Below are 26,062 nucleotides of genomic sequence, written 5' to 3' on the forward strand. Positions count from 1 at the left end.
AGGATGACTCAGGTCGCGCCGTTACCGGGGCGTGACCGTTCGGACGCCGTCCTGTGACCTGTCCGAGTGCCCCTCCCCCTGCACGGGGGGCCTGGTGCGTCCCACCATGCCCAAGCTCACAAGGAGCGCTTTTCAGATGTCCAAGGCCCGACATGCGCGCACCCGGCGAAGTACCCGCCGGGTGGCTCGAACCCTCTCCATCGCCGGTCTGGGAGCCGGCATCACCGCAGCCGGCGCCGGTGCGGCGTTCGCGACCGACTACCAGGTCAAGGCCGGTGACACCCTCTCCGAGATCGCCCAGGCCAACGGCGCCGACTGGCACGAACTGGCCCGGATCAACAACCTGAAGGACCCCAATCTCATTCTGATCGGGCAGACCCTCTCGCTGGACGGCGTGAAGAAGGCCGCCACCACAGCGCCGAAGAAGGTCACCAAGAAGTCCGAGGCGAAGAAGTCCGAGAAGACCGAGCGCAAGGCCCGGACCAGCCGGTCCGAGGACCGCCCGTCGACGAAGAGCGGCAAGGCCAACCTGAGCGGCGCCTGGGCCAAGGTCGCGAACTGCGAGTCCAGCGGCAACCCGCGCGCGGTGAACCCGGCCGGCTACTACGGGCTGTTCCAGTTCGACCTGCAGACCTGGCGCAGCGTCGGCGGTTCCGGCAACCCGGCGAAGGCCTCCGCGGCCGAGCAGCTGATGCGCGCGAAGAAGCTCTACGCGCAGCGCGGCGCCTCCCCGTGGCCGGTCTGCGGCAAGTACCTCCGCTGACCCGGCGGCCGGGCGGGTCGGTGGTAGACCGTCCTCCCGCCACCTGCCCGGCACCCCTGGATCGCTTCCCGCTCATCGTGACGGGTTAGTGCGCAACTCATCCGTAAGCGCGATGAGCGGGAAGCACCATCAGGCCCGAGTGATGACCAGCATCTCGTCGGCGCCGACCTGGAACTCGTAGGGCACCTTGCGGATCTCGTAGGTCACGCCCTCGAGCGACTCCAGCAGTTCCGGCAGCCAAGGGATCGGCTCGCCGGCTCCTTGCAGCACCAGCGGGAAGATCCGCACCTCGGCGTTGCTGACCCGGATCAGCTCACGCAACGCGGCCTCGTGCCAGCCCCGGTCGTACTTGTCGGCCCACGTGAACAGCAGGTGCGAGCACAGCACCAACTCGAACCGCCGATCGCCGAACGGCAGATCCGGCAGCCCCGCGGCGACGTACCGCTCCGGCGCGGCCGCGACATCCTGCAGGAACCGGTCGGCCGCCTCGATCCGGTACTGATCCTTCCGCTCCGGCGACCCGTACCAGTGCCAGACGAAACTTCCCTCGTGCTCGCCGATGATCCCCGACGTCGCCGGCAGGCTGCGCCGGACGCTGTCGACGAGTTCGGGATGATCCAGCTCGTACGCCGGATCGGCGGCGATCGCGTCCACGCCACGGGCCGCGGCCTCGGCGGTGAAGCCGGAGCCACCCGCGCAGCAGTCGAGCACGGAGTCGGGGAGTTCCTTCAGGTCGAACATCGCTTCGTACTCGGCGTACGAGCGCGAGGTCACCAGCACGGGTCTACCTTTCGACGGTTGTCTTCCGGCGCAGCCTGCCGTCGAGGGTGGTCGCCCCCGCCGCCAGAGCCAGGAACAGTACCGCCACCAGCAGACAGTTCAGTAGCACCCGTCCGTACCCGTGCTCGTCGACGTTCACGAACGGGTACGGGTAGAAGCCGACGAACGCGCCGCGGACCAGCGTGAACACGAGCCACAGCACCGGGTACACGATCGACCACCCGACGATGCCCCAGTCGGTCCGGCTGCGCGGCCCGAAGAGCAGCCACCCCAGGACGCCGACCACCGGCGCGGCGGTGTGCAGCAGCAGGTTCGCGACCGAGGCCCAGCCATGCAGGTCGTCCGTCCCGGCCAGTACGGCGTGGTAGACGATGCCGGTCACCGCGATACAGAGCACGCCGTTCAGCCGCAGCGTGTCGAACAGCCGGCTCCGCGGGCGATCCGGCTGCGCCGCCAGCAGCAGCGCGGTCCCGCCGAGCAGCAGGTTCGACTGGATCGTGAAGAACGCGAACACGTTGAACACCCGCTCCGGGTTGTCCGGGAAGAACCCCTCGTGCCCGTTCGCCGTCACCAGCAACTGGATGACGATCCCGCACACCACGACCGCCGCGGTCACCGCAGCCCAGACCCGCCCAACCACTGTCATGCCCGAAATCTACGACGCGCAGCCCCGTGATCCCGGGAGGTCAGCAACCCGACTTTGAGCCCCTACCAACCATTCTCCGGCCCGCGAAACGGTTGGTGGGGGCTCAAAGTGGAGTTCGTCAGACGGGCTCCTTCTCGCGAGGGGTGGGGGTGCTGCGGTCGAAGGAGTAGCTGAAGGAGATGACGGCGTCGATCGCGAGCACGAGCGTCCAGGTGCCGGCCGGGGCGAGCACTGCGTCGTACCCGCGACCGGAGAGCAGGCCGAGGCCGATCATGATGCCGACGCCGACGCCGTACGCGAGCAGATGCCGGAACCAGCCGGCGCGTTCGCGGCGGGCGCGCTCCGGGCCCTTCTTCGGCGGCTTCACCGGACGCGGCGCGCCGCCCATGAAGTGCGCGGCCCACTGGTCGGCCCACTTCAGCGTCTGATGCCCGAACCCGACGCTGACGCCGATGAAGATCGCTGCCAGCGAGTGCTTGAACGACGGCTCCGCTCCCCGCTGGATGTCCAGGACGCTCGCGACCAGCATCACGACATCGACCAGCGGTACGCCGGCCAGCAGCACGAGACCGGCCTTCGGCTGCCGCAGCAGGTAGCGCGTCACCAGGCCGGCGGCGAGCAGGACCCAGAATCCGATCTCACACGCGGCGATCACAGCGATCAGCACAGCGGTCCCCTCCCGAGAAAGTTTTCAGTACGACTGTGTTGTAAAACGAGCCTAACACAGCTGTGCTAAAAAGGACCACATGCCGAAGATCGTCGACCACACCGCCCGTCGCGAGGAGATCGCCGAGGCGCTCTGGCGGGTGGTCCGCCGGGACGGGATCCGGGCGGCGTCGGTGCGCACCATCGCCGCCGAGGCGGGCTGGTCCGCGGGCGCGGTCCGCTACTACTTCCCGGACCAGGACGGGCTGCTCAGCTTCGCGATGGATCTGGTGTCGCGCCGGGTGACCGAGCGGATCAGCGCGATCGAGCCGAAGGGCACCGCGACCACGATCGCGCTGCGGTACCTCGAGGAGGCGCTCCCACTGGACGCCGAGCGGCGCGCGGAGTTCGACGTCTGGATCGCGTTCATGGCCCAGGCCCAGGCCGAGACCGGCGCCGGCAGCCTGCACGAACACGTCGACACCGTGCACGACGGACTCCGCCGGCTGTGCGAGTCGCTGCTGAACGTCCTCGCCAACGACGGAGCTCTCAAAGACGGTCTCGATCTGCGCCGCGAGGCCGAACGTCTGCATGCCCTGATCGACGGCCTCGCCCTGCACGCCGCGATCCAGCCGGAACGCACCACCCCGACCCGCCTCCGGCAAGTACTGCGGCACCATCTCGAGACTCTGATGGTCTAGGTAACCCCTTACAAACCTGGGTTTTCGGAGAAGAATCGCCGAGACCGGACTAAAACGTCGCGGCACGTGGCACGATCACCGCATGGAGTCCGAGGGGGTGATCGTCGTCAGTGGAATCATGGCGGCGGGGAAGTCGTCGGTGTCCCAAATGCTCGCCGAGAGATTCCAGTACGGCGTGCATCTTCGGGGGGACGTTTTCCGGCGAATGATCGTCAGCGGTCAGGCCTCGATGGCCGACGATGTGCTCGAGGCGCAACGCCAATTGCAACTGCGTTACCGGCTGGCCTGTAAGGCCGCCGACGAATACGCGAACGCCGGGTTCACAGTGGTCCTGCAGGACGTGGTGATCGGTGAATTGCTGCGCGAATTCCTGGACGGCATCCAGACCCGGCCGCGGTACCTCGTCGTCCTGACGCCGCGCCCCGAGGTCATCTCGACCCGGCTCGGCGGCGCGCATCATCTGGTCGACGAGCTCGACTACGAACTGCACGCGTTCAGCCCGCGGCGCGGGTTGTGGCTGGACAACTCCGATCTGTCGGTCGGCGAGACCGTGGACGCGATCCTCGGACGTCTCGACGAGGCGCGCTTCGACTGATGCGGTAGTCGCTACCCGAGGGTAGTTTGAGTGGATGACCGTACGGCGGACGTCCTGCAATCTCTGTGAAGCGATCTGCGGTGTCCTGGTGACCGTCGAGGACGGGCGCGTCACCGACATCCGCGGCGACGAGTCCGACCCGCTGTCGCGCGGTCACATCTGCCCGAAGGCGGTCGCACTCCGCGATCTCCAGGACGACCCCGATCGACTGACCACGCCGGTACGACGTACTCCCGACGGCTGGCAGGAGATCGGGTGGGACGCGGCGTACGAGCTCGTCGTCGACAAGCTCACCGGGATCCAGCGCGAGCACGGGCGGAACGCGGTCGGGGTGTACCTGGGGAACCCGAACGTACACAGTCTCGGCGCGCTCACCCACATGCCGACGATGGTCCGGCAGTTGCGGACCCGGAACCGGTTCAGCGCGACCTCGATCGACCAGTTGCCGCACATGCTGGCGTCGTACCTGCTGTACGGGCACCAGTTGATGGTCGCGGTGCCGGACATCGACCGGACGTCGTACCTGTTGATGCTCGGCGCGAATCCGCTGGCGTCGAACGGGAGCATGATGACCGCGCCCGGATTCGGAAAACGGTTGAAGGAGTTGCGGAAACGCGGCGGAAAGCTGGTCGTCATCGATCCCCGCCGGACCGAGACTGCAGCGGTTTCCGACGAGCATCATTTCGTCCGTCCGGGCACGGATGCGGCGTTTCTGCTCGCGCTGATCCATGAGGTGATCACGCAGGGCTTCGCGCGGCCGGCGGCGTACGTCGACGGGTTCGAGGCGGTGGAGGCGGCGGTCGAGGCGTGGACGCCGGAGCGGGCGGCGGGGATCACCGGAATTCCGGCGGACGTGATCCGGCGGATCGCGCAGGAGTTCGCGGCGGCCGAGCGGGCGGCCTGTTACGGGCGGGTCGGGGTGTCGACGCAGCAGTTCGGGGCGATCTGCCAGTGGGCGATCCAGGTGCTGAACATCATCACCGGAAACCTCGACCGAGTCGGCGGGACGATGTTCCCGCGGCCGGCCGTGAACACGTTGCTCGGGCTGGGACGCGGGCATGTCGGCGTCTGGAAGAGCCGGGTGCGTGGGTTGCCGGAGTTCGGTGGTGAGCTGCCGGTGTCGACGATGGCCGAGGAGATCCTGACGCCGGGCGAGGGCCAGATCCGCGCGATGGTGACGGTCGCCGGGAACCCGGTGCTGTCGACACCGGACGGGCGGCGGCTGGACGAGGCGCTCGAGTCACTGGACTTCATGGTCGCGGTGGATCCGTACATCAACGAGACGACGCGGCACGCCGACGTGATCCTGCCGCCGGCGCCGCCCCTGGAGCGGGACCACTACGACATCGTGTTCCACCAGCTGGCCGTGCGGAACACGGCGCGGTGGAACGACGCCGTACTCCCGAAGCCCGCCGAGGCGCGGCACGACTGGGAGATCTTCCGGGATCTCGGGCTGGCCTTGGTACGGCGTACTCCGTGGAGCCGGCGTCGCGTCAGGACGACGGCACGGCTGCGGTTGTCCCCGCGGCGGATCGTGGACGCGGGGCTGCGGATCGGGCCTTATCGGTTGTCCGTCGGGAAGTTGCGGCGTTCGCAGGGCGGGATCGATCTGGGGCCGTTGCAGCCCGCGTTGCCCGGGGCGCTGCACAAGAAGTCGAAGCGGATCGACCTCGCGCAGCGGATGATCCTGGACGACCTGCCGCGGCTCGACGCGTTGACCACTGTTGCGGTCGACGAGCTCCTGCTGATCGGCCGGCGGCACCTGCGCAGCAACAACTCCTGGATGCACAACTCCGCGCGCCTGGTGAAAGGAAAGCCGCGCCACCAGCTCCTGATGCATCCGCACGACCTGGCCGACCGCGAGCTCGCCGACGGCCAGGTGGTGACTGTCACGTCCGCGGCCGGCTCGATCTCGGTAGAAGTTGCTTCTAGCAACGACATCATGCCGGGCGTGGTCAGCCTCCCGCACGGCTTCGGTCACAACCGCCCCGGCGCGAAGCTGTCGGTGGCGAACCAGGTGGCCGGCCCGAGCGCGAACGATCTCACCGACGCGGCATTTACCGACCACGTCGCCGGCACCGCCGCGGTCAACGGCGTACCGGTCACCGTCACCGCCCGATGACCCCCACCGCACCGAGCGGAGGAGCCGAGCTCTCGCGAATGATGAGCAGCGGCGTCGAGTACAGGTGGGGCTGGGGTTGGGCTCCTGCCAGGACGTCCAGCAGGCGATGCATCACCTCGGCGCCGTAGCCGACCACGTTGTGACTCAGAGCCGTGAGGGTCGGATGCGTGATCCGGCACAGCGGCGAGTCGTCCCAGGCGACCAGCGTGATGTCGTCGGGGATCCGGAGGCCGAGCGCCTGGATGACGGCCAGACCGGCCACCGCCATCAGGTCGTTGTCGTAGATGATCGCCGTGGGCCGTGGGATGGCGGCCAGTACGTCGCGGGTCGCATCGGCGCCCTGCGTCGCCGAGTAGTCGGTGTGATGGACCGAGGCCGTGAGCGCGAGCCGGCGGGCAGCCACGTCGTACGCCTGGTCACGGATCCAGACGTCGCCGAACTCGGGCGGACCGGCGACCCGCGCGACCACCCGGTGCCCGAGGGACTCCACGTGATCGAGCGCGGCGGTCATCGCCGCGGTGGCGTCGGTCCAGACGCACGTCATCCCGTCCGCGAGTGCGGGATCGCCGACCAGAACGGCCGGCAGACCGAGCTTGCGCAGTACCGGGATGCGGGGATCGGCGACCCGAAGGTCGACGACGATCACGCCGTCGACGCGGCGCTCGGCGGCCCATTTCCGGTACGTCGCGACCTCCTCGTCGAGGTCGGCCACGACCTGCAGGGCCAAGGCGAACGACTTCTCCGACAGGACCGATTCGACGCCGCCGACGAAGCCCATGAAGTACGGCTCCTCGATCAGCGTCTGCGCGGACCGCGCGAGCACCAGCCCGAACGTCTCACTGCGCGCGGCGGACAGCTGCCGCGCGGCCCGGTTCGGCACCCACTCCATTTCGGCCGCGACCTTCAGCACGCGCGCCCGGGTCGCCTCCGACACCCCGGGCTGATTGTTGAGCGCGTACGACACCGCTCCTTGGGAGACCCCACAACGCCGGGCGATCTCCTTGATGGTCACACGAGACACGACGACACCCTCCTCACGGGCGGCCGGATCGCTGACGGTCGATCCAGCACCCTTCAGTGTGACGCCGATTCAACCCTCTGTCATCACCTAAGCACACAAAGTGACCGTTTGATCAAACCCGGGGCAGGCGTCAGGTGACCGCCCAGTCGTTGGGCGGAGGGTGGTGTGGACGGGGCGGGTTGGGATACGGTTTCCTTCGTTACTTAACCGGTTCGGCTTATCAGTCGGCGTCAACCCCAGGGCAGCGGGTCACGGCGCCGCCGACAAGGAGAAACCATGGTCGCAAAAGACCACCTGTCCCTCCAGCTCTACACGGTCCGGGGCAAGCTCGAAGAGGACTTCGACGGCACCCTGGCCCGGATCGCGGAGATCGGCTACACCAAGGTCGAGCCCTTCGGTGTCACCGCCTTCGCGGACCGTCTGGCCGAGGCGCTGCCCAAGCACGGACTCTCGGCCCCGACAACGCACGCCGGCCTGCTCCGCGAGGACAGCGCCCCGATCTACGCCGCCGCCGAGCGGCTCGGCATCACCACGGTGATCGACCCGCACACCGACCCGGCGCGCTGGCAGTCGGCCGACGAGATCAAGGTCATCGCCGACGGCCTGAACAAGGCAGCGGTCGAGGCCGCCGGCCACGGCATCACGGTCGGGTACCACAACCACCACTTCGAACTCGAGTCGAAGATCGGCGGCGTGCACGCGCTCGAGATCCTCGTGGACAACCTGTCCGACGACGTGATCCTCGAGGTGGACACGTACTGGGCCGCGGTCGGCGGCGCCGACGTACCGGCACTGCTGAAGAAGTTCGGCGACCGGGTCACCGCGATCCACGTCAAGGACGGCGACGGCACCCTGGACAACAAGGCCCAGGTCGCGGTCGGCGACGGCAGCATCGCGGTCCGGGACATCCTGGCCGCGGCCCCGCAGGCGCTCCGGGTGGTCGAGCTGGACGACTTCTCCGGCGAGATCCTCGACGCGGTCGCCGGCAGCTACGCGTTCCTCACCGGAGAGGGTGCACCTGAATGAGCGCTGTCGGTGTTGGTGTGGTCGGCGCGGGAGTGATCTCCGACGCCTACATCAAGAGCATGCAGAGCTTCCCGGACCTGAAGGTCGTCGCGATCGGCGACCTCCGGCCGGAGGCCGCCAAGGAGAAGGCCGAGCAGTACGGTATCGAGACCCACGGGGGTCCCGAGGCGGTGCTGAGCAACCCGGACGTCGAGATCGTGGTCAACCTGACCATCCCGATCGCGCACGTCGAGGTGGCCCTCGCCGCGGTCGCCGCCGGTAAGCACGTCTGGAGCGAGAAGCCGTTCTCGCTCGACCAGGAGAGCGGCCTGAAACTGCTGGCGACGGCACAGGACGCGGGCGTGCGGCTGGGCTGCGCACCCGACACCATCCTGGGCCCGGGCCTGCAGGAGTCCCGCCGGATCATCGAGCGCGGTGACATCGGTACGCCGTTGACCGCGCTGACCCTGATGCAGTCCCCCGGCCCGGAGTCCTGGCACCCGAACCCGGCGTTCCTGTTCCAGGAAGGTGCAGGCCCGCTGTGGGACATCGGCCCGTACTACCTGACCACGCTGGTCCAGCTCTTCGGTCCGGTCGCCGCGGTCGCGGGGATCGGGTCGAAGTCGAAGGAGAAGCGCACCATCGGCTCCGGTCCACTGGCGGGGACCGACTTCGACGTGACCGTGCCGACGCATGTCAGCGCGATCGCCAAGTTCGAGTCGGGTCAGTCGTCGCAGAGCATCTTCAGCTTCGACTCGCCGCTGTCGCGGGGCGGGTTCGTCGAGATCACCGGATCCGACGCGACCCTCGCCGTACCGGACCCGAACGGGTTCGACGGTGCGATCAAGATCCGTCGGCGCGGTGCGGAGGACTGGGACACGATCGCCGACACGAAGGCGGTCGCGCAGCGCGGTACCGGCGTGCTCGAGATGGCGCGCGCCATCCGGGCCGACCGGCCGCACCGGGCGACCGGGGCGTTGGCGTTCCACATCGTCGACGTGATGGCCTCCATCACCGACTCGATCGACACCGGCGCGTTCGTGGACGTGCAGAGCACGGTCGAGGTCGCGGCGATCCTGCCGGACGACTGGGACGTGACCGCAGCAACGCTATGACCAGCCTCCTTCTCGATCCCCGGCGGACCGTGGTGTTCGCCGGGGACTCGGTCACCGACTGCGGCCGCCGTACCGACCCGGAGCGGTTGGGCGGCGGTTACGTCCGCACTCTGTACGACGACTTCGGTGAACGTCGGCCGAAGATCGTCAACGCCGGCATCAGCGGCAACCGGGCGGTCGATCTGGCCGCCCGGTGGGGCGCCGATGTGCTGGCCCACGACCCGTCGCTGGTGTCGATCCTGATCGGGATCAACGACACCTGGCGGCGGTACGACGAGGACGACCCGACGACAGCTGAGGACTTCGAGGCGTCGTACCGGGCCTTGCTCGATCCGCTCTCGTGTCCCGTGGTTCTCATGGAGCCGTTCCTGCTGCCGGTGAAGGACGGGCAGGAGGAGTGGCGGGAGGACCTGGACCCGAAGCTCGACGTAGTGCGGAAGCTGGCCGTCGAGTACGGCGCGATCCTGGTGCCGACCGATGTCGAGCTGACCAAGCAAGCAGTATCCGTCGGGCCGGCGGTGCTGGCCGGCGACGGCGTACACCCGTCCGCCGCCGGACATCGTGCCCTCGCCGAGCTGTGGCGACGGTACGTCCTGGACACCTGACCTCCCACCGCTTCCTTTCGTGCGGAGCGGCGCTGTTCTACTAAACCGGTTCACCTCCTGGAGTCCGACTGTGACCTCACTCAAGACGCTCGACCTGACCACCGACGGCGGGGCTGCCTGGACCGTGCAAGCGGTCGACGGTCCGGCACCTGACGGCCTGATCGGCCGCGCCGTCGCCGCGACCGTGCCGGGCGAGGTGCACACCGACCTGCTCGCCGCCGGCGAGATCCCGGACCCGTTCGACGGCGACAACGAGTCGGCGCTGCACTGGATCGGCCGCACCCGCTGGAGCTTCCGGACCGCGTTCAGCTGGGTCGCCGACGGCAACGAGCGGCAGGAACTGGTGGCCGAAGGTCTGGACACGGTCGCGACCGTCACGCTGAACGGCCAGGAGCTCGGCCGGACCGCGAACCAGCACCGCTCGTACCGGTTCGACGTCAGCAGCATCCTGGTTGCCGGGGACAACGAGCTGGTGATCGAGTTCGAGGGTCCGGTGGCGGCGGCCGAGGCGGAGCGGGCGAAGGTCGGCAGCTGGCCGCACACCAATCTGCACCCGTACAACGAGCTGCGGAAGATGGCCTCGAACTTCGGCTGGGACTGGGGACCGGACGTCGCCACCGCGGGGATCTGGCGGCCGATCCGGATCGAGTCCTGGTCCGGCGTACGCATCGACTCGGTTCGCCCGCTCGCGGGCGCCGACGGCATTCTGAACACCTTCGTCTCGCTGGTCTGGGCCGACACCGCCGCCGAACACGCCACCGTCACCGTCGACGTCGGCGGGACGACGCAGTCCGCGAGCGTCAAGCCCGGCACCGACACCGCCGTCGTCACCAACAGGGTCCCTGCGGTGGACCTCTGGTGGCCGCGCGGATACGGCGAGCAGCCGTTGTACGACGTGACAGTGACGCTGGCCGACGACGCGTGGACCGGCCGGGTCGGCTTCCGGGACATCAGCGTGAACGTTGCCCCGGACAACGACGGTACGCCGTTCGTGCTGTCCGTGAACGGCAAGCCGATCTACGTCCGCGGCGCGAACTGGATCCCGGACGACGCGTTCGTCACCCGCCTGAACGCCGACACGTACCGGACCAGCATCGAGGACGCGGTCGACGCCGGCATGAACCTGCTGCGCGTCTGGGGCGGCGGGATCTACGAGAGCGAAGACTTCTACGACGTCTGCGACGAGCTGGGAATCCTTGTCTGGCAGGACTTCCTGTTCGCGTGTGCGGCGTACTCCGAGGAAGAGCCGCTCTGGAGCGAGGTCGAGGCCGAGGCGCGTGAGGCCGTCACGCGGTTGAGCCGGCACGCCAGCCTCGCGGCGTGGAACGGCAACAACGAAAACATCTGGGGGTACGTCGAGTGGGGCTGGCGGGTCCCGCTCGCCGGGCGGCCGTGGGGCGCGGGGTACTACCTCGATCTGCTGCCGAAGATCGTCGCGGAGCTCGACCCGCGGACGCCGTACTCGCCCGGTAGCCCGTACTCGTTCGACCAGTTCATCCACCCGAACGACGACCGGCACGGGACGATGCACATCTGGGACGTCTGGAACCAGGTGGACTACACGACGTACCGAAAGTACAAGCCGCGGTTCGTGTCGGAGTTCGGCTTCCAGGGGCCGCCGGCGTGGTCGACGCTGACGTCGGTTGTGCACGACTCGCCGCTGGACCCGTACGGCCAGCAGATGCTCGTGCACCAGAAGGCGTTCGAGGGCAATCTGAAGCTGGAGCGAGGGCTCGGCGATCACCTGCCGGCCTGGAAGGACATCGACGACTGGCACTGGACGACGCAGCTGAACCAGGCGCGGGCGGTTGCCTATGGCATCGAGCACTTCCGTAGCCTGTTCCCGTTGAACACCGGCGCGGTCGTCTGGCAGCTGAACGACAACTGGCCGGTGGTCTCCTGGGCGGCCGTCGACGGGCACGGGATCCGGAAGCCGTTGTGGTACGCGTTGAAGCGCGTGTACGCCGACCGTCTGCTGACCGTGCAGCCGCGGGAGAACGCGCTGGTCGTTGCCGCACACAACGACACCGACTCGCTCTGGTCGACGGAGGTGACCGTCACGCGACGCTCGACTGCCGGCGATGAGGTGCTGGCCCGGGAGACGTTCGCGGTCGAGATCGCACCGCGGTCGGCGATCGTCAGCGAGCTTCCGGAGTCGGTTGCTGTCACCTCGAACCCGCGCGCCGAGTACCTGGAGGTGCGCGGCGCCGACGGCGTCACGGCGTACTGGTACTTCGTCGAGGACACCGAGTTGCAACTCGCGGGCAATGCCTACACGGCCGCGATCACGCCGACCGAGGGCGGGTACGACGTGACGGTGACCGCGACCGCACTGGCGAAGGACCTGGCGCTGTTCCCGGACCGGCTGGACGCGGCGGCACGGGTGGACTCGTGCCTCATCACCCTGTCCGCGGGCGAGAGCCACACGTTCCATGTGACGGGCGCCGCGACCCCGGAGGAGGTCGGCGTACCGGTGCTGCGTTCGGCGAACGACTTGCTGAACTGACTTACGTCGAGACCTTGACTAAAGGCGGGGCGGGACCGCTACTTGGCAGTGAAACCCCAGGTCCCGCCCCACCTCGGAGGTCTTGCTGTCATGCGCTTCCTCGCTGTCGTTCTCCTGAGTTTCACGTCGCTTCTGGTCGCTCCGGCGACCGCATCGGCCGCATTGCCGGCTTGTCAGCACTTCTACACCGGACCGATCCCCGACCGACCCATCTCCGGCGGTCACGGCAACGGCACAACAGCACCGCCGTACGACGTCAGCGGCCGGCTGCCTGCGCCGGGCGGGATCGACGGCGGTCTCGGTACGGACGGAAAGGTGACGTTCACGTTCAACCGGGTGGCCGGTGCCAAGGCGTACCGGGCGTTCCGGAACGGGCAGGCGCTGCAGTGGATCAGCGACTGGGGTCAGGCGACGCTGCAGGTCACTGACGCGAGCCCGTGCGACGGTGCGCACTACCAGGTGTATGCGATGACGGCCGAGGACACTGCGGCGTCGTCGATCGGTCAGCTCAGTACGTCGTACCGGCTGGACGCTTCGAACCGGTTGGCGGCGTACCGAGTGCCGGCCGGGACCTCGCTGAACTACCGCGTCTCGGCGTACAACGACGTCGCGCAGACCGCGCTCGGCTACAACGCGGGCACCGGTATCTGCGCTGTGGACGCCCGGATCGTCCCGTGGGGCACGCGGCTCTACGTGCCTGGCTACGGCCACTGCTACGCGGCGGACATCGGCAGCTGGATCAAGGACGACATCGTCGACGTGTGGTTCCCGCCAGGCCCGGACGCGGACAACTGGGGCATCCAGAGACTCACCCTGACCGTAGAGTGAGGACGTGACCTGGGGGAAGCGTGTAGTTGTCGGTGCGTTGCTGCTGGCAGTTGTCGTCGGATGCGGTGACACCAAGCCGACGGCCGGAGTGGTGAGCGAGACACCGCAGCTCCAGCCGACCACCCTCAGACCGTGGAAGCCGGGCAGGCCGACGGTGACGCCGGTCCAGGCGCGGCCAGGTGCGTCCAGCAACGCGAACCTGATGCCGGTGCTGGACCACGGGCCGCGGGACAAGAAGCAGGTCGCGTTGACGTTCGACGCCGACCTCACCGCGCTCATGCGGAAGCGGCTGGTGTCCGGGAAGGTCAAGTCCTACTACAACAAAGCACTGGTCGACAGGCTCCGGTCGCTGCAGGTGCCGGCGACCATGTTCCTCACCGGGATGTGGATGGAGCAGTACCCCGACATCACGCGACAGCTGGCCAAGGACCCGTTGTTCGAGCTGGGGACGCACACGTACGACCACCGCGGTTTCACCAAGCACTGCTACACCCTCGGGACAGTGCCGCGCGGCCAGATGCTGGCCGACGTACGGCGGGCCGTCGTACAACTGGACCAGCTGGATCCACACGCCACCAGGTGGTTCCGCTTCCCCGGCGGGTGCTACGACGCCACCGCACTGCACGAGCTGGCGCCGGCCGGTGTCACCGCCGTCGGGCTGGACGTGCCGGGCGCGGACGGGTTCGCCAAGTCAGCACAGCCGATCGTCAAGCAGGTCCTGGACCACGTGCAGAACGGGTCGATCGTCGTACTCCACATGCACGGCGGCGACAACGCGCCGTACACCGCCCAAGCCGTCGGTCCGATCGTGCGGGAACTCCGGGCGCGCGGCTACGAGCTGGTGACCGTGACCCAGTTGGTCAGTCGACGTTGACCGCGACGTACTTGACGTCCAGGTACTCGTCGATGCCGACGGTGCCGCCCTCGCGGCCGAGGCCGGACTGTTTTACGCCGCCGAACGGTGCGGCGGGGTTGGACACGATGCCCTGGTTGAGGCCGATCATCCCGGCCTCGAGCCGTTCGGACACCCGGAGCGCGCGGCTCAGGTCCTTGGTGAACACGTAGGACACCAGGCCGAACTCGGTGTCGTTCGCCATCCGCACGGCCTCGTCCTCGGTGTCGAACGCGGTCAGCGGCGCGACCGGCCCGAAGATCTCCTCCTTCTGCAGCCGGGCAGTCCGCGGTACGTCGGCCAGCACCGTCGGCTGGAAGAAGTACCCGTTGCCCTCGGCAACCGCTCCGCCGGTCAGCGTGCGAGCGCCCTGCGCGATCGCGTCGGCGACCAGATCGGCCACCTTGTCCCGCTGCTTCCCGTCGATCAGCGGGCCGACGTCGACGCCGTCCTCGGTGCCGCGGCCGACGTTCAGCGCGGACATCCGTTCGGTCAGCCGGGTCGCGAACTCGGCCATCACCGACGAGTGCACGTAGATCCGGTTGGCCGCCGTACAGGCCTCACCGCCGTTGCGCATCTTGGCCAGCATGGTGCCTTCGACGGCCTTGTCCAGGTCCGCGTCCTCGAACACCAGCAGCGGGGCGTTCCCGCCGAGCTCCATGCTGGTCCGCAGCACCTGTTCCGACGCCTGCTCGAGCAGCTTGCGGCCGACCGGGGTCGAGCCGGTGAACGAGAGCTTGCGGGCGCGACCGTCGCGGATCAGCGGTTCCATCACGCCGCCCGCGTCGTTCGTGGTGACCACGTTGAGTACGCCGGCCGGGAGACCGGCCTCGGTCATCAGCTCGGCCAGTTTGAGCATCGACAGCGGCGTCTGCGCGGCCGGCTTGATCACCATCGTGCAGCCGGCCGCGACCGCCGGGCCGATCTTTCGGGCGCCCATCGCCGCGGGGAAGTTCCACGGCGTGATCAGCAGGCACGGGCCGACCGGCTGTCGCATCACCAGGAAGCGGCTCGCACCGTTCGGCGCGATCTGGTAGCCGCCGTCGATCCGGACCGCTTCCTCGGCGAACCAGCGGAAGAACTCGGCCGCGTAGGCGATCTCGCCCTTCGACTCGGCGACCGGCTTGCCCATCTCGAGCGTCATCAGCAGCGCGAGGTCGTCGGCCCGCTCGGTCATCAGCTCATAGGTACGGCGGAGGATCTCGCCACGTTCCCGTGGTGCCGTCGCGGCCCATTCGGCCTGTGCGGCGACCGCGGCGTCCAGAGCAGCCAGGCCGTCCGCCGGGCTCGCGTCGGCCACGTCGCAGAGCGCCGTACCGGTGGCCGGGTCCTCGACAGCGAGGGTCCGGCCGCCCTCGGCCGCCACCCACTTGCCGCCGATGAACAACTCGGTCGGACACGCCTCGACGACTTCGCGCTCTCGTGACATGAGCCTGCCTCTCAACTAGATGGCAGTACCCAGATTAGGCCGTGGCGATGAGGGGTGGTGCGGACCTCGGGACCGTGCGGACGACCCGGGTCAGCGCGGCCGCGACGTTGCGGAGGATGGACGACCGGATCAGTCCGTCGAAGGCCAGTGGAACGAGCATGATCTCGTCGGCGGTGGTCTCGACGACCAGCTCGCCCAGCGCGGCCGCCACGGTCGCGCGGGAACCGACGATGTGCCCGGGATAGTCCAGCAGCCGTTCAGCTCGGCCGCGCTCGCGTCCGGTCAGCGGGGGCTCCAGCAGCGCCATCAGCTCCCCGGGCGTCGCGCGTGGTCCCGCAGCGGCGAGGCGCGTCTGCACCCGGACGTACTCGGCGAACCGGATGACCGCCTCCTCGTCCGAGTCCGCTGCCACCACTCCGACCGTGGCAGCGATGTACGGCCGCGTTTTCGGCCCGGTCGGCTCGAAGTGCTCGCGGTACGCCGCCATCGCGGCAGGTGTCGTCTCCGCCGCGCAGTGATGCGCCAAGAACACCGGCAACCCACGTGCGGCGGCCGTCATCGCACTAGCCGGGCGATCGGCCAGGACGAACACAGGCGGTGGCTGGCCGGCCAGCGACAGCCGTACGTCGCCTACCGGCGCACGGCCTGGCGTGCCGTCGCGCAGGAAGCCGCACAGGTCGTCCAGCCGCTGCGGAAACGTGTCGCGCGCACCACCGGCGAGTGCGGCCGCCGTACTAGGTGTAACGGTGCTTTGCTCTGCCACACCGAGGTCGATCCGACCCGGGTACGCCGCAGCGAGCGCAGCAAACTGTTCTGCCACGACCAGTGGCTGGTGATTGGTCAGTAGAATCCCGCCGGCTCCCAGCCGGATGCGGTCCGTTCGTGCAGCCAGGACGGCTGCCAGCACCGCCGGTGCTGCACCGCCGACGCCTCGGACACCATGCTGCTCCCCTATCCAGAACCGGCGGTACCCGAGGTCATCAGCGGCCAGTGCGACCTCCGCCGTTTCCCGGAGCGCGGCCGCAGCCGACTGACCGGGCAGCTGCGGTACGACGTCCAGCACAGAGTGAGCCGAGACAGGCAGACCGGGAACGGGTGGAGTGAGCACCAGCCCACGGTCGCAGCGACGGGACCGATCCGCATGGGTGTTCGGCCCCCAACTTCCGCGCCGCCTACCCCCATCCATACGGGGTGTTTCCGCAGCGTGAATATGGGTGTCCGGGGCTCTTGTTCCGGACGGTACTGCGCAGGCATCGTTCCGGTCTACCGGCCTGCGCCACCACAGGCCGGTAGGTGCTGATTACAGCGAAAATATGGGGGCTTACTACCCATGCCCGGGCACAGGGGGCGGTGGCAGCCTGAGCGCGTGCTCAACTCCGCGATCCGCACCGACCAGCCAGATGTCTGGTGGTCCGCGGGCCTGCGGCCGCACGAGCTGATCCACGCCCTCACCCGGTCCGCACCGGCCTGGGCCGAGTACGTGGAACGCAGCATCTCTCTCCCACCGAGCGCGCCTGCCGCCGGTCGAGACCCTGCAGGGACCGGTGTCACCGGCGGCCACACTTCAGGTGGGGCGGCCGCGGCAACGGATGGGTCCGGCACGGACTGGCGGCAGGCGCTTATGCGTTGCCTGGAGCCGCTACTCGACTCGGCTCGCCAGGACCTGACCGCGGCCGGTCACACCGGAGCCGTCGCCGAGGAGTTCCTGCACCGGCTGGGGCTCCGGCTGGTGCAGCTGGCCTCGCGGACGCTCGTCCTGGAGCTGGCCCGCGCCCGGGACCGCGGCGAACTGGCCGGTGACACCCCGGCCGCACGCTTCCTGGACTTCACCGACCGGCTCGTCGGAGGCAGCGAGCTGGCGGAGTTCCTGGCCGCCTACCCGGTGCTGGCCCGGGTCCTGAGCGAGTCGTGCAGGCAGAGCGTCGAGGGACACCTCGAGCTACTGGCACGGCTCGCCGAGGACCGCGAGTCACTCGTCACCGGACTGCTGGATGGCCGGGACCCTGGTGCCCTGACAGCGATCGAGCCCAGTGGCGATCCGCATCGCGGCGGACGCTGCACGGCGATCCTCACCTTCTCGGACGACCGGCGGGTGGTCTACAAGCCCCGGCCGCTCGAGTTGCACGGGCACTTCAACACCTTCGTGGACTGGCTGAACACCAAGGCGTCGCTGGGCATCCGCACGGTCCGGCTGCTCCCCCGTGACGGCTACGGCTGGTTGGAGTACGTCGTCCACGAGCCGTGTTCCGATCCGGCCGGGGTACGGCGGTTCTACCAGCGGCAGGGCGCCTTGCTGGCGTTGCTCTACGTGCTCGACGGCACGGACATGCACTTGGAGAACCTGATCGCCGCGGGCGACCAGCCGGTGCTGGTGGATGTCGAGACGCTGTTCCACCCCAGTCCGGTGCCGGTGTCCGCGTTGAACCTCGATCCGGCGCACCGATCGCTCGTCGGATCGGTGTACCGCACGGCGCTGCTGCCGCTGCTCGTGCCGGGTGAGCACGGTGTCTCGGACCTGTCCGGGCTGGGCGGGCACCCCGGCTCGGTAACACCCTCGAGTGTGGTCGACTGGGCCGACGCCGGTCTGGACTCGATGCACCTGGTACGGCGACCTGGGCAGACGCGGAGCGCCGCCAACCGTCCGATGCTCGACGGACAGCTGATGGAGCCACGGGATCACGAGACCGCCCTGCTCACCGGATTCCGGGCCGCGTATGAGGCGATTGCCCGGCACCGTGACGAGTTCCTGGGGCCGGACGGCTTGCTGGCGGCCTGTGCTGCCGACCAGATGCGGTTCGTGGCCCGCCCTACGAGCCTGTACCGGAGCCTGCTGGACGAGTCGACGCATCCGGACGCGCTGCGGGACGCGGCGGGCCGGAGTCAGCTGCTCGACCTGCTGTGGGACGCGGACGAGTCCCTGCAGGCGATCGTCCCGTTCGAGCTGGCCGACCTGTGGGCGGGCGACGTACCGCTGTTCACCGCTCGCCCGGACAGCCGGGACGTGTGGGCGTCCGACGGCACGCGGGTTGCCGATGTCCTCGCCACCGAAGGCCTGGCCGCGGTCGAGGCGAAGGTCGCGAGCCTCGGCGACATCGACGAACACCGCCAGACGTGGCTGATCTCCGCATCGCTCGCCACGCGCCCGGAGCCGATCACGCATGCCGCCGGTACCACCCGGCCACACGTCGGCGCCACCGCACCGGACCCCGAGCAACTCCTGGCCGCGGCCGTGGACATCGCCGACGAGGTCATGGCGCAGGTGATCAGCGAGCCGGGCGGGGCGGCCAACTGGCTCGGCCTCGAACTGCTCGACGACCACCATTGGGCCGTCCATCAGATGGGCGCCGGCCTGTCCAACGGCTACACGGGTACGGCGCTCTTCCTCGCGCAGGCCGGCGTACTGACCGGAGCGGACAAGTACTGCGAGCTGGCCCGGGACGCGATCCGGCCGCTCCCCCATCTGCTCGAAGCCCTGGCCGGCGACCCGGAGTCCGCCCGCCTGGTCGGCGCGGGCTTCCACGGGCTCGGAGGGATCAGCTACGGGCTCAACCGGCTGTCCGCGCTCCTCGCCGACCCCGAGCTCGCCAACTGGCTGGCCGCGTCGCTGGAGCTCAGCGAACGGCTCGAACCGGACCCCACCGAATTCCCGTCGTACGCCGAAGGCGCGGCGGGCGGGCTGGCCGCGATGCAAGCAGTGCAAGGCTTTCCGGCCGCCGGCCGGCTGGCCGAGCGCTACGCGAATCACCTGGTGACAACCGTCGAGAGCGGACTCCGTGGCCGAGTAGCAGCGGACCACGGCTTCGCTCGCGGCTTCCAGGGAATCGCGTGGTCGCTCGGCCAGTACGGCGAACCCGGCGACCGGTACCTGGACGCGGCGCGTACGGCGGCTGACCTGGACCGCCGCGACGGTCGCACAGGGCATGGTGGACCCGGCTGGTGCTCGGGTGACGCGGGAACCGCGCTGGCGCGGGCCGCGACCGGAGTACCCGCGGACCTCGACGCCTATCTGAGGGCCGCAACAGAACGACCGGTGCTCGCAGACCTGAGTCTGTGCCATGGCGAGCTCGGTGCGGTGGAGTCACTCGCGTGGCTCGCCGGACGTGAGCACCCGACCGCAGAGGCGGCACGGCGACGCCGTGCCGGGTTGGTGCTCGCGGCAGTACAGCAGTACGGACCGCAGTGCGGGACACCTCGTGCCATACCGTCTCCAGGCCTGCTGACCGGTCTGGCAGGGATCGGCTACGGGCTGCTCCGTCTTGCGTTCCCCGAACGGGTTCCGTCCGTGCTGCTGCTCGAACCAACCGCCGGGCCGCGGTGAGGCACAGCGCCAAAGCCCACATTGTGACAAGGGGAACAGCATGACCGCCCAGCACCACGATGTTCAGCACCACCATCCGGCTGACGAGCAGTCCGCGGCGCCGGACCGCACCGACCCGCTCGGCCCGATCGCGTTGCCGATGCGGCGCAAGGTCGGCGCCCGGGCGATGGCCCTCGTCGGGGTCGTCGGCCTGAGCGCGGCGGCGGCCGCCGTCGTGGTCCCCGACGGCCTCCCGTTCGGGACGACCTAGGCCCGACGACCTGCTGGACGACACCAGCGAGCGTTTGACGTAGTGGCCGGCCGCCCGTCAGTGGCCGGCCACCGGTCGAACTGCCTGCGGTGACAACCATCAGTCGTTACAGTTGGCAACCATGCAGACCCGTTCGCCTACGGTGGTCGGCAGAGACCTGGAGATCGAGAGCCTTCACCGCCTGCTGGCCGGAGCCCGCGACGGTCGCGGCGGTGCGATCTTCCTCGTCGGCGAGCCTGGCATCGGCAAGAGCCGACTGGCCGCGACCGCCACCGCCCAGGCCCTCGACGCCGGTATGACGATGCTGCGCGGACGCGTCGGCGCGATCGGGACCATGGTTGCGTTCCGCCCGTTCACCGAGGCGCTGCTCTCGTTGATCCGGCGCGGTGAGATGCCCACGACGGAGAGCCTCGGCCCGTACCGGCAGGTTCTCGGACGGCTGGTGCCGGACTGGGACGACGGCAGCGCACACGACACCGCTGCGTCACCGGTCGTACTCGGTGAGGCAGTGCTGCGGCTACTGGCTCTGGTGGCCCGGGACCACGGTTGCCTGCTGGTTCTCGAGGACCTGCACGGCTCCGACCCGGAAACACTGGCCGTGATCGAGTACCTGCTCGACAATCTGGACGAGCAACCGATCGCGCTGGTCGCGACGCTGCGGTCCGAGACCTGCGCGGCGTACGAACTGGCACAGTTGTCGGCACAGCGCGGTGCCGCCGAGCTGACCGAGCTGCACCCGCTGGGCCGGCGCGAAGTGGCGGAGCTCGCTGCGGGCTGTCTGGAGGTTTCGGTCAGCGGCGTGCCCGAACAGCTGGCGGACCAGTTGTGGAGCGACAGCGCCGGAATCCCTTTCATCGTCGAGGAACTGCTGCAGGAGGCAAACCGCAGCGGGCAGTTGGTGTCCGGGCCGGACGGCAGCGTGCAGGTGGTCGACGACCTGCAGACGAACGTCCCGCCCGCGGTGGTGCGCAGTATCAGCAGCCGTACGGCGCAGCTCGGGTCGCAGTCGCGGGACATTCTCGTGCTGGCGGCGGTGATCGGGCACCGGTTCCCGCTGAGCGTCGTACGCAAGGCGACCGGAACGGACGAACGGTTGCTGCTGGCAACGCTTCGGGCCGGCCTCGCCGCGCAGCTGGTGGGTCCGGACGAGCCGGCCCCGGACTGGTACGCGTTCCGGCATCCGCTGACCGCCGAATCGCTGCTCGCCGGCCTGACGCCGACCGAACGATCGACCTTGGCCAGTCGCTGCGCGGACGCGGTCGAGGAACTGCATCCCGGTCTGCCGGGCGAGTGGTGCCCGATGGTCGCCGAGCTGGCCGAATCCGGTGGCGACAGCATTCGCGCCGGGCGGTTGTTCGCACTGGCCGGGCGCCGGTCGTTCGACGACGGCTCGACCGGGTCGGCGGCCAACCTGCTCGAGCGCGCGAACACCCTGCTCGGTACCGATCCCGACATCGGCCACCGGGCCGACGTCCTCGGTGCGCTGCTGCTCGCGCTGAGCGCGACCGGCCGCTTCGAGCACATCGCCGCGCACGCCGCGACCGTCGACGAGCTGGCGGACCGCAACCTCGACAGCCGCAAGGTGGCCGCGCTGCACGTCCAGCTCGCGAACGCCGAGATGATGGCCGGTCGCTGGTCGGCCGCGCTGGCCCACGTCGCGACCGCCCGGTCCCTGCTCGGCAGCGATGCCGGGGACGCCGACCTCGCCCCGGTCGACGCGATCGCGGCGAACCTCGAGCTGGGCCGCACCAGCCCCGGCCGTCTCAAGGCCGCGACCGAGCTGGCCACCCGCGCGGCCGCGGCGGCCGAACGCGCAGAGCTGCCCGAGGTGGCCTGCGAAGCCCTGCAACTGCTGGGGATCCTGGCTCGCGAGCACGACCTGGACCGGTCGATCGACTACTTCCATCGGGCCCGGCAGATCGCCGAGGACCACGGGATGACGTACCAGCGGGTCGGCTCGCACTTCTTCCAGGCAGGCACCATCGTGCTCGCGAACGGCAGCACCGTCGAGCTCGAGCGGGCCCGCCAGCAGGCGCTGCGGATCGGCGCGATCCCGTTGATGTACGAGGTGGACGGCATCCTCGGCCAGCAGGCGGTCCTGCGGTCCGAGTACGCGCGGGCCGCCGAGATCATCGCCGAGTGTCTCGAGGTCACCCGGCGGCTGCGGATGGGCCGGGCGGCGACCTACTTCCTGGTGATCAAGGCGATCCTGGAGGCGCACCAGGGCCGCCGGGCCGCGATGGAGGCGACCCTGAGCGAGGTCGCGAACTGGGGTGGCGAGCGGGCGTCGTACGAGCTGCCGTACTCCTACGGGCTGGCGCGGGCGTTCTGCGCGTTGCTGGAGGAGAACCGCGAGCTGGCCGACTCCGATCTGGCGCAGGCGCTCGCGTACGACGCTCAGAACCCGACCACCCTGCACCTGACGGGCAAGAACGGGCTGGGCCTGCTGCTCGGCGTACTGTCCGGGCGGAACGGCTGGGCGCACTTCGAGGTGGTCACCGCGACCGCCGCGAGTGGCATGCGCTGGAACAAGCAGTTCGTCCAGCTGGCGCACGCCGTACTGCTCGGACGGGACGGGCAGGTCGAACAGGCCAACGCCAAGCTGCTGGAGGCGACGGAGACCGCGTCGCTGTACCCGATGGCGCACCACCTCGGTCTGCGTCTGGTCGCTGAGCCCGCCCACGCGGACGGGTGGGGTGAACCGGTCGCGTGGTTGCGGCGCGCCGAGGACTACTTCCACAACGCCGACATCCAGGCAGTGGCGAGTGCGTGTCGCAGCCTGATGCGGCAGCTCGGTGCGACAGTGTCACAACGGCGGAGCGGTTCGGAACAGGTTCCGGCGTACCTCAGGCAGATGGGCATCACCACCCGCGAGTACGAGGTCTGCCGGCTGCTGGTGGACCGGATCGGGAACAAGTCGATCGCCTCCCGGCTGCACATCTCGCCGCGAACCGTCGAGAAGCATGTGGCCAGCCTGATGACCAAGACGCAGCAACCGGACCGGGAGGCGCTGAGCAGTTTCGCCCGGACCGTACTTCAGGACTAGGTTGTCGACTCACGCACCGATATCCGCCAATCGGTGTGGTCAATGGACAGTATTTACGAACGCTCGCTATCTATACTGTGCGGGTGGCAGGCAAGGGGTCGGACATGAGCAAGGGAACGGTCGGCGGCGGCGGTACGACGATGCTGCGGCGGATCAACGTAGCCGCGGTCCTGGACGCGGTTCGCCGCTCCGCGCCCGCACCGTTGCGCGTCGCCGAGCTGGTCGAGCGCACCGGTCTGGCCAGGCCGACGGTCGCCCAGGCCGTCGACGAGCTGCTCGACGCCGGCTGGCTGCAGCAGCACGGCCCCGACTCGGCGGACCGCTCGCTCGGTCGCCCGGCCATCCGCGTCTCGCTGCGTGGCCGCGCCGCGCCGGTACTCGGACTCGACGTCGGCCCGCACCGGGTCACCGTCGGCGTCTCGGACCTGGCCGGCCGCAAGCTGTCGCTGGTACGTCGCTCCGGACCCGGATGGACCGCGCAGGAGCTGCTCGGCGTCATCGGTGAGGTCATCAACGAGGCCCTGGCCGAGGCCGAGGTGCCGGCCGAGGACATCGCCGCCGTGGTCGCCGCGAGCCCGGGCATCGTCGACGAGCACACCGGCCGGGTCCAGCTGGTCCCGAGTGTGCCGGGCTGGTCGGCGATCGACCTGATCAAGCACGTCCGCGGTCTGCTCGACTGCCCGGTCATGCTGGACAACGACGCCAACCTGGCCGCGCTGGCCATCGCCGCCGCACGCGGTGGGACCGGCACGCTACTCGCCGTCCAGTGGGGTGAGCGGCTCGGTGCGGGCATCGTCATCGACGGCCGGTTGCACCGTGGCACCGGGGCCGCCGGTGAGATCGGCTTCATCGCCACTGACACGGACGACGTGATCAACCCGGAGGACAGCCGCGGCCCCTTGGAGCGTGCGGTCGGTTCGGAGGCGATCGCGGCGCTGGGTCGTCAGGCCGCGTTGGACAACCCGCAGTCGCGGCTGGCCGAGCTGGGTGGTGAGCAGCTGGACACCGCGGACGTGTTCGCCGCTGCGGCAGAGCGGGACCCGGTGGCGCAGGCCGTCGTACAGCAGGTCGCCCGGACGTTCGCACGGGCACTGGCTCCGTCCGTGCTCGTGCTGGACCCGACTGCGGTGGTCATCGGTGGCGGTGTCGCTCGCGCCGGCGCCGTACTGCTGGACGCCATCTCGGACCAGTTGCGCCTACTGACGCTCAACCACCCGAAGCTGGAGCTCTCCGCCCTGGCTGAGGACGCCGTGGTCACCGGCGCCATGCGCATGGCCCTCGACGAGGTCTGGCAACGCAAGCTGCCGACTCCGGCGATGACCAGCACTACCTAGCCAGAACGGCCGCGGCGATGGCGTCGGGGCGGTCGAGGTGGACCAGGTGAGCGGAGTCGGACAGGACCTCGACCGTTCCGCCCAGCGCGTCAGCCAGGCGTTGCTGGCCGGCCAGCCAGCTGTTGGCGGTGAAGCGCGACGTACCGCCGGTCGCTACCAGGAGAGACGTCGGAGCGATTGCGCCGACCGGACCGGCGACGAGCTTGGCCACCTCTGCGGCCAGCTCCCAGCTGCCCGCGAGCTCGTCCCAGAACAGCAGCCACGACCGGTCCCCGCCGTACCGCGCCTTGGCCGTTGCTTTCGACAACAGGTCGTGGTTCGACGTGCTACCGAGCCGCACGATCAACCGTCGTACCGCAGGTCCGAACAGCTGCGGTACGCCGACCCGTCCGAGGAACCGCGCCACTGCGCGAACCACCCGGTCGCCACGCTTCCCGGGGTAGAACGCACGCAACCCCGTCTCCGACGTGAGGCTGCTGTCGACCAGCACCAACCGGGTGACCTCGAGCGGCCGCGTCAACGCCCAGCGCAGGGCGGCGAGTCCACCGATCGAGTGCCCGATCAGTCCGATCTCCGCATCGGGCCGTACGCCGACAGCCGCCCGCAACACGTCGACGTCCGACGTGATCGGCGTACACCACGGATCGATGACGCGAACATCCTCGCCCGGGAGCAACTCGACAAGCCGGCTGAACTCCTCCGGAGTCTCAGCCAGCCCAGGCACCACGATCCACGTCACGCTCATTGGGATAAAGCGTGCCTCAGAGCTGGTAACACTGTCCCCAGCATTAAGCAGACGAGCGCGATCGAGACGCGTTGCAGGATGCCTGGGGCGTCCAGTTCGTTGCCGGTGAGGACGTCGCTCCCGGTCTGTAGACCGAGCCACGTCTGCGTCAGTGCGACCGCTCCGGCCAGTACGGCGACCGCCTTGCCCCAGGGACCGCCCCAGCCGTTCTTGCGGAGTACGAGGACCGCGAAGACGCCCATGGCGATGCTGCCGAGACCTGCGAGGGTCGAGGTCACCTCATGGAGCACCAGCGCCACTCCGACCTGTCCGTTCGCCTCTGCCGCGCGGCACGCCGCACTGGCCGACGGTGCGCAGTCCATCGGTGAGAACGAGTCGAACAACGTGCCGAGGCCGAACACCGCCGTACTGATCAGCAGACCGGTCAGCTCCCGCTGCGCCCGCGCTGCGGGCCTGGCCAGCAGTACGGCGACCAGCAGCAACACGCCCGTGGCCAAGTCCATCCCACGCGCGTAGAGACTCGTGGACTGGTCCCGCGCCCCCAGCTCGCTCAGGAACGAGTTCTGGACGTCCAACGGATAGCCTGCCGCCGCCTCGAGCAGCAGGCTGCAGTAGAGCACGCCTGCGGCAAGCATCAGGTTGCGGATGAGGCGGTACGGGACGGCGGCCATACCCAACACCGTCGCATGTCAACCAAAGTATTGACTGTGGCGTCA

Annotated in this window: 22 protein-coding genes; 14 read left to right on the plus strand and 8 right to left on the minus strand. The window is 69.3% G+C overall.

The window, feature by feature from the left end:
- The first annotated feature begins 136 nt into the window (after positions 1 to 136).
- Positions 137 to 763 carry a transglycosylase family protein gene (locus ACLJOO_RS08050; RefSeq protein ID WP_410786202.1) on the plus strand — a complete coding sequence of 209 codons (627 nt, stop codon included), beginning with the start codon at positions 137 to 139 and terminating at the stop codon, positions 761 to 763.
- Between the two features lie 129 nt (positions 764 to 892).
- Here the strand turns inward: ACLJOO_RS08050 and ACLJOO_RS08055 are convergent, their stop codons facing one another.
- The 3 genes from ACLJOO_RS08055 to ACLJOO_RS08065 all read right to left on the minus strand — a co-directional run bounded on the left by ACLJOO_RS08055 (position 893) and on the right by ACLJOO_RS08065 (position 2,856).
- On the minus strand, positions 893 to 1,543 hold the full coding sequence (locus ACLJOO_RS08055; protein WP_410786203.1) for a hypothetical protein: 651 nt from the start codon (positions 1,541 to 1,543) through the stop codon (positions 893 to 895).
- A 4-nt stretch (positions 1,544 to 1,547) separates the two neighbouring features.
- Positions 1,548 to 2,189 carry a Pr6Pr family membrane protein gene (locus ACLJOO_RS08060; protein ID WP_410786204.1) on the minus strand — a complete coding sequence of 214 codons (642 nt, stop codon included), beginning with the start codon at positions 2,187 to 2,189 and terminating at the stop codon, positions 1,548 to 1,550.
- A gap of 118 nt (positions 2,190 to 2,307) precedes the next feature.
- Positions 2,308 to 2,856 (minus strand): 2TM domain-containing protein, encoded by a 549-nt coding sequence (locus ACLJOO_RS08065; RefSeq protein WP_410786205.1) that lies wholly within the window; start codon positions 2,854 to 2,856, stop codon positions 2,308 to 2,310.
- A 79-nt stretch (positions 2,857 to 2,935) separates the two neighbouring features.
- On the opposite strand from ACLJOO_RS08065, the gene ACLJOO_RS08070 reads away from it, so the two are divergent.
- The 3 genes from ACLJOO_RS08070 to ACLJOO_RS08080 all read left to right on the plus strand — a co-directional run bounded on the left by ACLJOO_RS08070 (position 2,936) and on the right by ACLJOO_RS08080 (position 6,252).
- Complete coding sequence (locus tag ACLJOO_RS08070) at positions 2,936 to 3,535, plus strand: TetR/AcrR family transcriptional regulator (protein ID WP_410786206.1); 600 nt, start codon at positions 2,936 to 2,938, stop codon at positions 3,533 to 3,535.
- An 82-nt stretch (positions 3,536 to 3,617) separates the two neighbouring features.
- Positions 3,618 to 4,130 (plus strand): AAA family ATPase, encoded by a 513-nt coding sequence (locus ACLJOO_RS08075; RefSeq protein WP_131283438.1) that lies wholly within the window; start codon positions 3,618 to 3,620, stop codon positions 4,128 to 4,130.
- Positions 4,131 to 4,164: 34 nt separating this feature from the next.
- Complete coding sequence (locus ACLJOO_RS08080; protein WP_410786207.1) at positions 4,165 to 6,252, plus strand: molybdopterin-dependent oxidoreductase; 2,088 nt, start codon at positions 4,165 to 4,167, stop codon at positions 6,250 to 6,252.
- Here the strand turns inward: ACLJOO_RS08080 and ACLJOO_RS08085 are convergent.
- Positions 6,239 to 7,273, minus strand: a complete 1,035-nt coding sequence (locus tag ACLJOO_RS08085; protein ID WP_410786209.1) for a LacI family DNA-binding transcriptional regulator — start codon at positions 7,271 to 7,273, stop codon at positions 6,239 to 6,241. The genes ACLJOO_RS08080 and ACLJOO_RS08085 overlap by 14 nt on opposite strands.
- Before the next feature lie 276 nt (positions 7,274 to 7,549).
- On the opposite strand from ACLJOO_RS08085, the gene ACLJOO_RS08090 reads away from it, so the two are divergent.
- The 6 genes from ACLJOO_RS08090 to ACLJOO_RS08115 all read left to right on the plus strand — a co-directional run bounded on the left by ACLJOO_RS08090 (position 7,550) and on the right by ACLJOO_RS08115 (position 14,206).
- Positions 7,550 to 8,299, plus strand: coding sequence for a sugar phosphate isomerase/epimerase family protein (locus tag ACLJOO_RS08090; protein ID WP_410786210.1), 750 nt, complete (start codon positions 7,550 to 7,552; stop codon positions 8,297 to 8,299).
- Complete coding sequence (locus ACLJOO_RS08095; protein WP_410786211.1) at positions 8,296 to 9,393, plus strand: Gfo/Idh/MocA family protein; 1,098 nt, start codon at positions 8,296 to 8,298, stop codon at positions 9,391 to 9,393. The genes ACLJOO_RS08090 and ACLJOO_RS08095 overlap by 4 nt, the downstream gene beginning before the upstream one ends.
- The gene (locus tag ACLJOO_RS08100) at positions 9,390 to 9,998 is read left to right on the plus strand and encodes an SGNH/GDSL hydrolase family protein (RefSeq protein ID WP_410786213.1); all 609 of its coding nucleotides are present in this window, start codon (positions 9,390 to 9,392) and stop codon (positions 9,996 to 9,998) included. Before ACLJOO_RS08095 ends, ACLJOO_RS08100 begins: the two co-directional genes overlap by 4 nt.
- A 70-nt stretch (positions 9,999 to 10,068) precedes the next feature.
- Complete coding sequence (locus ACLJOO_RS08105; protein ID WP_410786214.1) at positions 10,069 to 12,504, plus strand: glycoside hydrolase family 2 protein; 2,436 nt, start codon at positions 10,069 to 10,071, stop codon at positions 12,502 to 12,504.
- A 90-nt stretch (positions 12,505 to 12,594) separates the two neighbouring features.
- On the plus strand, positions 12,595 to 13,332 hold the full coding sequence (locus tag ACLJOO_RS08110; protein ID WP_410786215.1) for a 3D domain-containing protein: 738 nt from the start codon (positions 12,595 to 12,597) through the stop codon (positions 13,330 to 13,332).
- A gap of 4 nt (positions 13,333 to 13,336) precedes the next feature.
- On the plus strand, positions 13,337 to 14,206 hold the full coding sequence (locus ACLJOO_RS08115) for a polysaccharide deacetylase family protein (RefSeq protein WP_410786216.1): 870 nt from the start codon (positions 13,337 to 13,339) through the stop codon (positions 14,204 to 14,206).
- Here ACLJOO_RS08115 and ACLJOO_RS08120 read toward each other — a convergent pair.
- A complete protein-coding gene (locus tag ACLJOO_RS08120; protein ID WP_410786217.1) occupies positions 14,193 to 15,653 on the minus strand; it encodes an NAD-dependent succinate-semialdehyde dehydrogenase in 1,461 nt (486 codons plus the stop codon). The two genes, ACLJOO_RS08115 and ACLJOO_RS08120, sit on opposite strands and share 14 nt — an antisense overlap.
- Positions 15,654 to 15,687: 34 nt before the next feature.
- Complete coding sequence (locus tag ACLJOO_RS08125; protein WP_410786218.1) at positions 15,688 to 16,716, minus strand: MsnO8 family LLM class oxidoreductase; 1,029 nt, start codon at positions 16,714 to 16,716, stop codon at positions 15,688 to 15,690.
- A 303-nt stretch (positions 16,717 to 17,019) separates the two neighbouring features.
- Between ACLJOO_RS08125 and ACLJOO_RS08130 the strand changes: the two genes are divergently transcribed.
- From ACLJOO_RS08130 to ACLJOO_RS08145, 4 genes are all read left to right on the plus strand, one after another.
- Positions 17,020 to 19,971, plus strand: coding sequence for a type 2 lanthipeptide synthetase LanM family protein (locus ACLJOO_RS08130; RefSeq protein ID WP_410786219.1), 2,952 nt, complete (start codon positions 17,020 to 17,022; stop codon positions 19,969 to 19,971).
- A 40-nt stretch (positions 19,972 to 20,011) separates the two neighbouring features.
- Complete coding sequence (locus ACLJOO_RS08135; protein ID WP_410786221.1) at positions 20,012 to 20,221, plus strand: hypothetical protein; 210 nt, start codon at positions 20,012 to 20,014, stop codon at positions 20,219 to 20,221.
- A gap of 121 nt (positions 20,222 to 20,342) precedes the next feature.
- Positions 20,343 to 23,267, plus strand: coding sequence for an ATP-binding protein (locus ACLJOO_RS08140; protein ID WP_410786223.1), 2,925 nt, complete (start codon positions 20,343 to 20,345; stop codon positions 23,265 to 23,267).
- Positions 23,268 to 23,371: 104 nt separating this feature from the next.
- Positions 23,372 to 24,601, plus strand: a complete 1,230-nt coding sequence (locus ACLJOO_RS08145) for an ROK family transcriptional regulator (protein ID WP_327638295.1) — start codon at positions 23,372 to 23,374, stop codon at positions 24,599 to 24,601.
- On the opposite strand, the gene ACLJOO_RS08150 is transcribed toward ACLJOO_RS08145, so the two are convergent.
- Together ACLJOO_RS08150 and ACLJOO_RS08155 are read right to left on the minus strand one after the other, a co-directional pair.
- Entirely contained in the window at positions 24,594 to 25,346 is a 753-nt protein-coding gene (locus ACLJOO_RS08150) for an alpha/beta fold hydrolase (protein WP_410786224.1), read from the minus strand. The two genes, ACLJOO_RS08145 and ACLJOO_RS08150, sit on opposite strands and share 8 nt — an antisense overlap.
- Positions 25,343 to 26,017: a DUF998 domain-containing protein gene (locus ACLJOO_RS08155; RefSeq protein WP_410786225.1), complete on the minus strand. Its 675-nt coding sequence runs from the start codon at positions 26,015 to 26,017 to the stop codon at positions 25,343 to 25,345. The genes ACLJOO_RS08150 and ACLJOO_RS08155 overlap by 4 nt, the downstream gene beginning before the upstream one ends.
- Between the last annotated feature and the right edge of the window lie 45 nt (positions 26,018 to 26,062).

It is taken from the genome of Kribbella sp. C-35 (assembly GCF_046549195.1).
In the GTDB taxonomy this organism is placed as follows: domain Bacteria; phylum Actinomycetota; class Actinomycetes; order Propionibacteriales; family Kribbellaceae; genus Kribbella.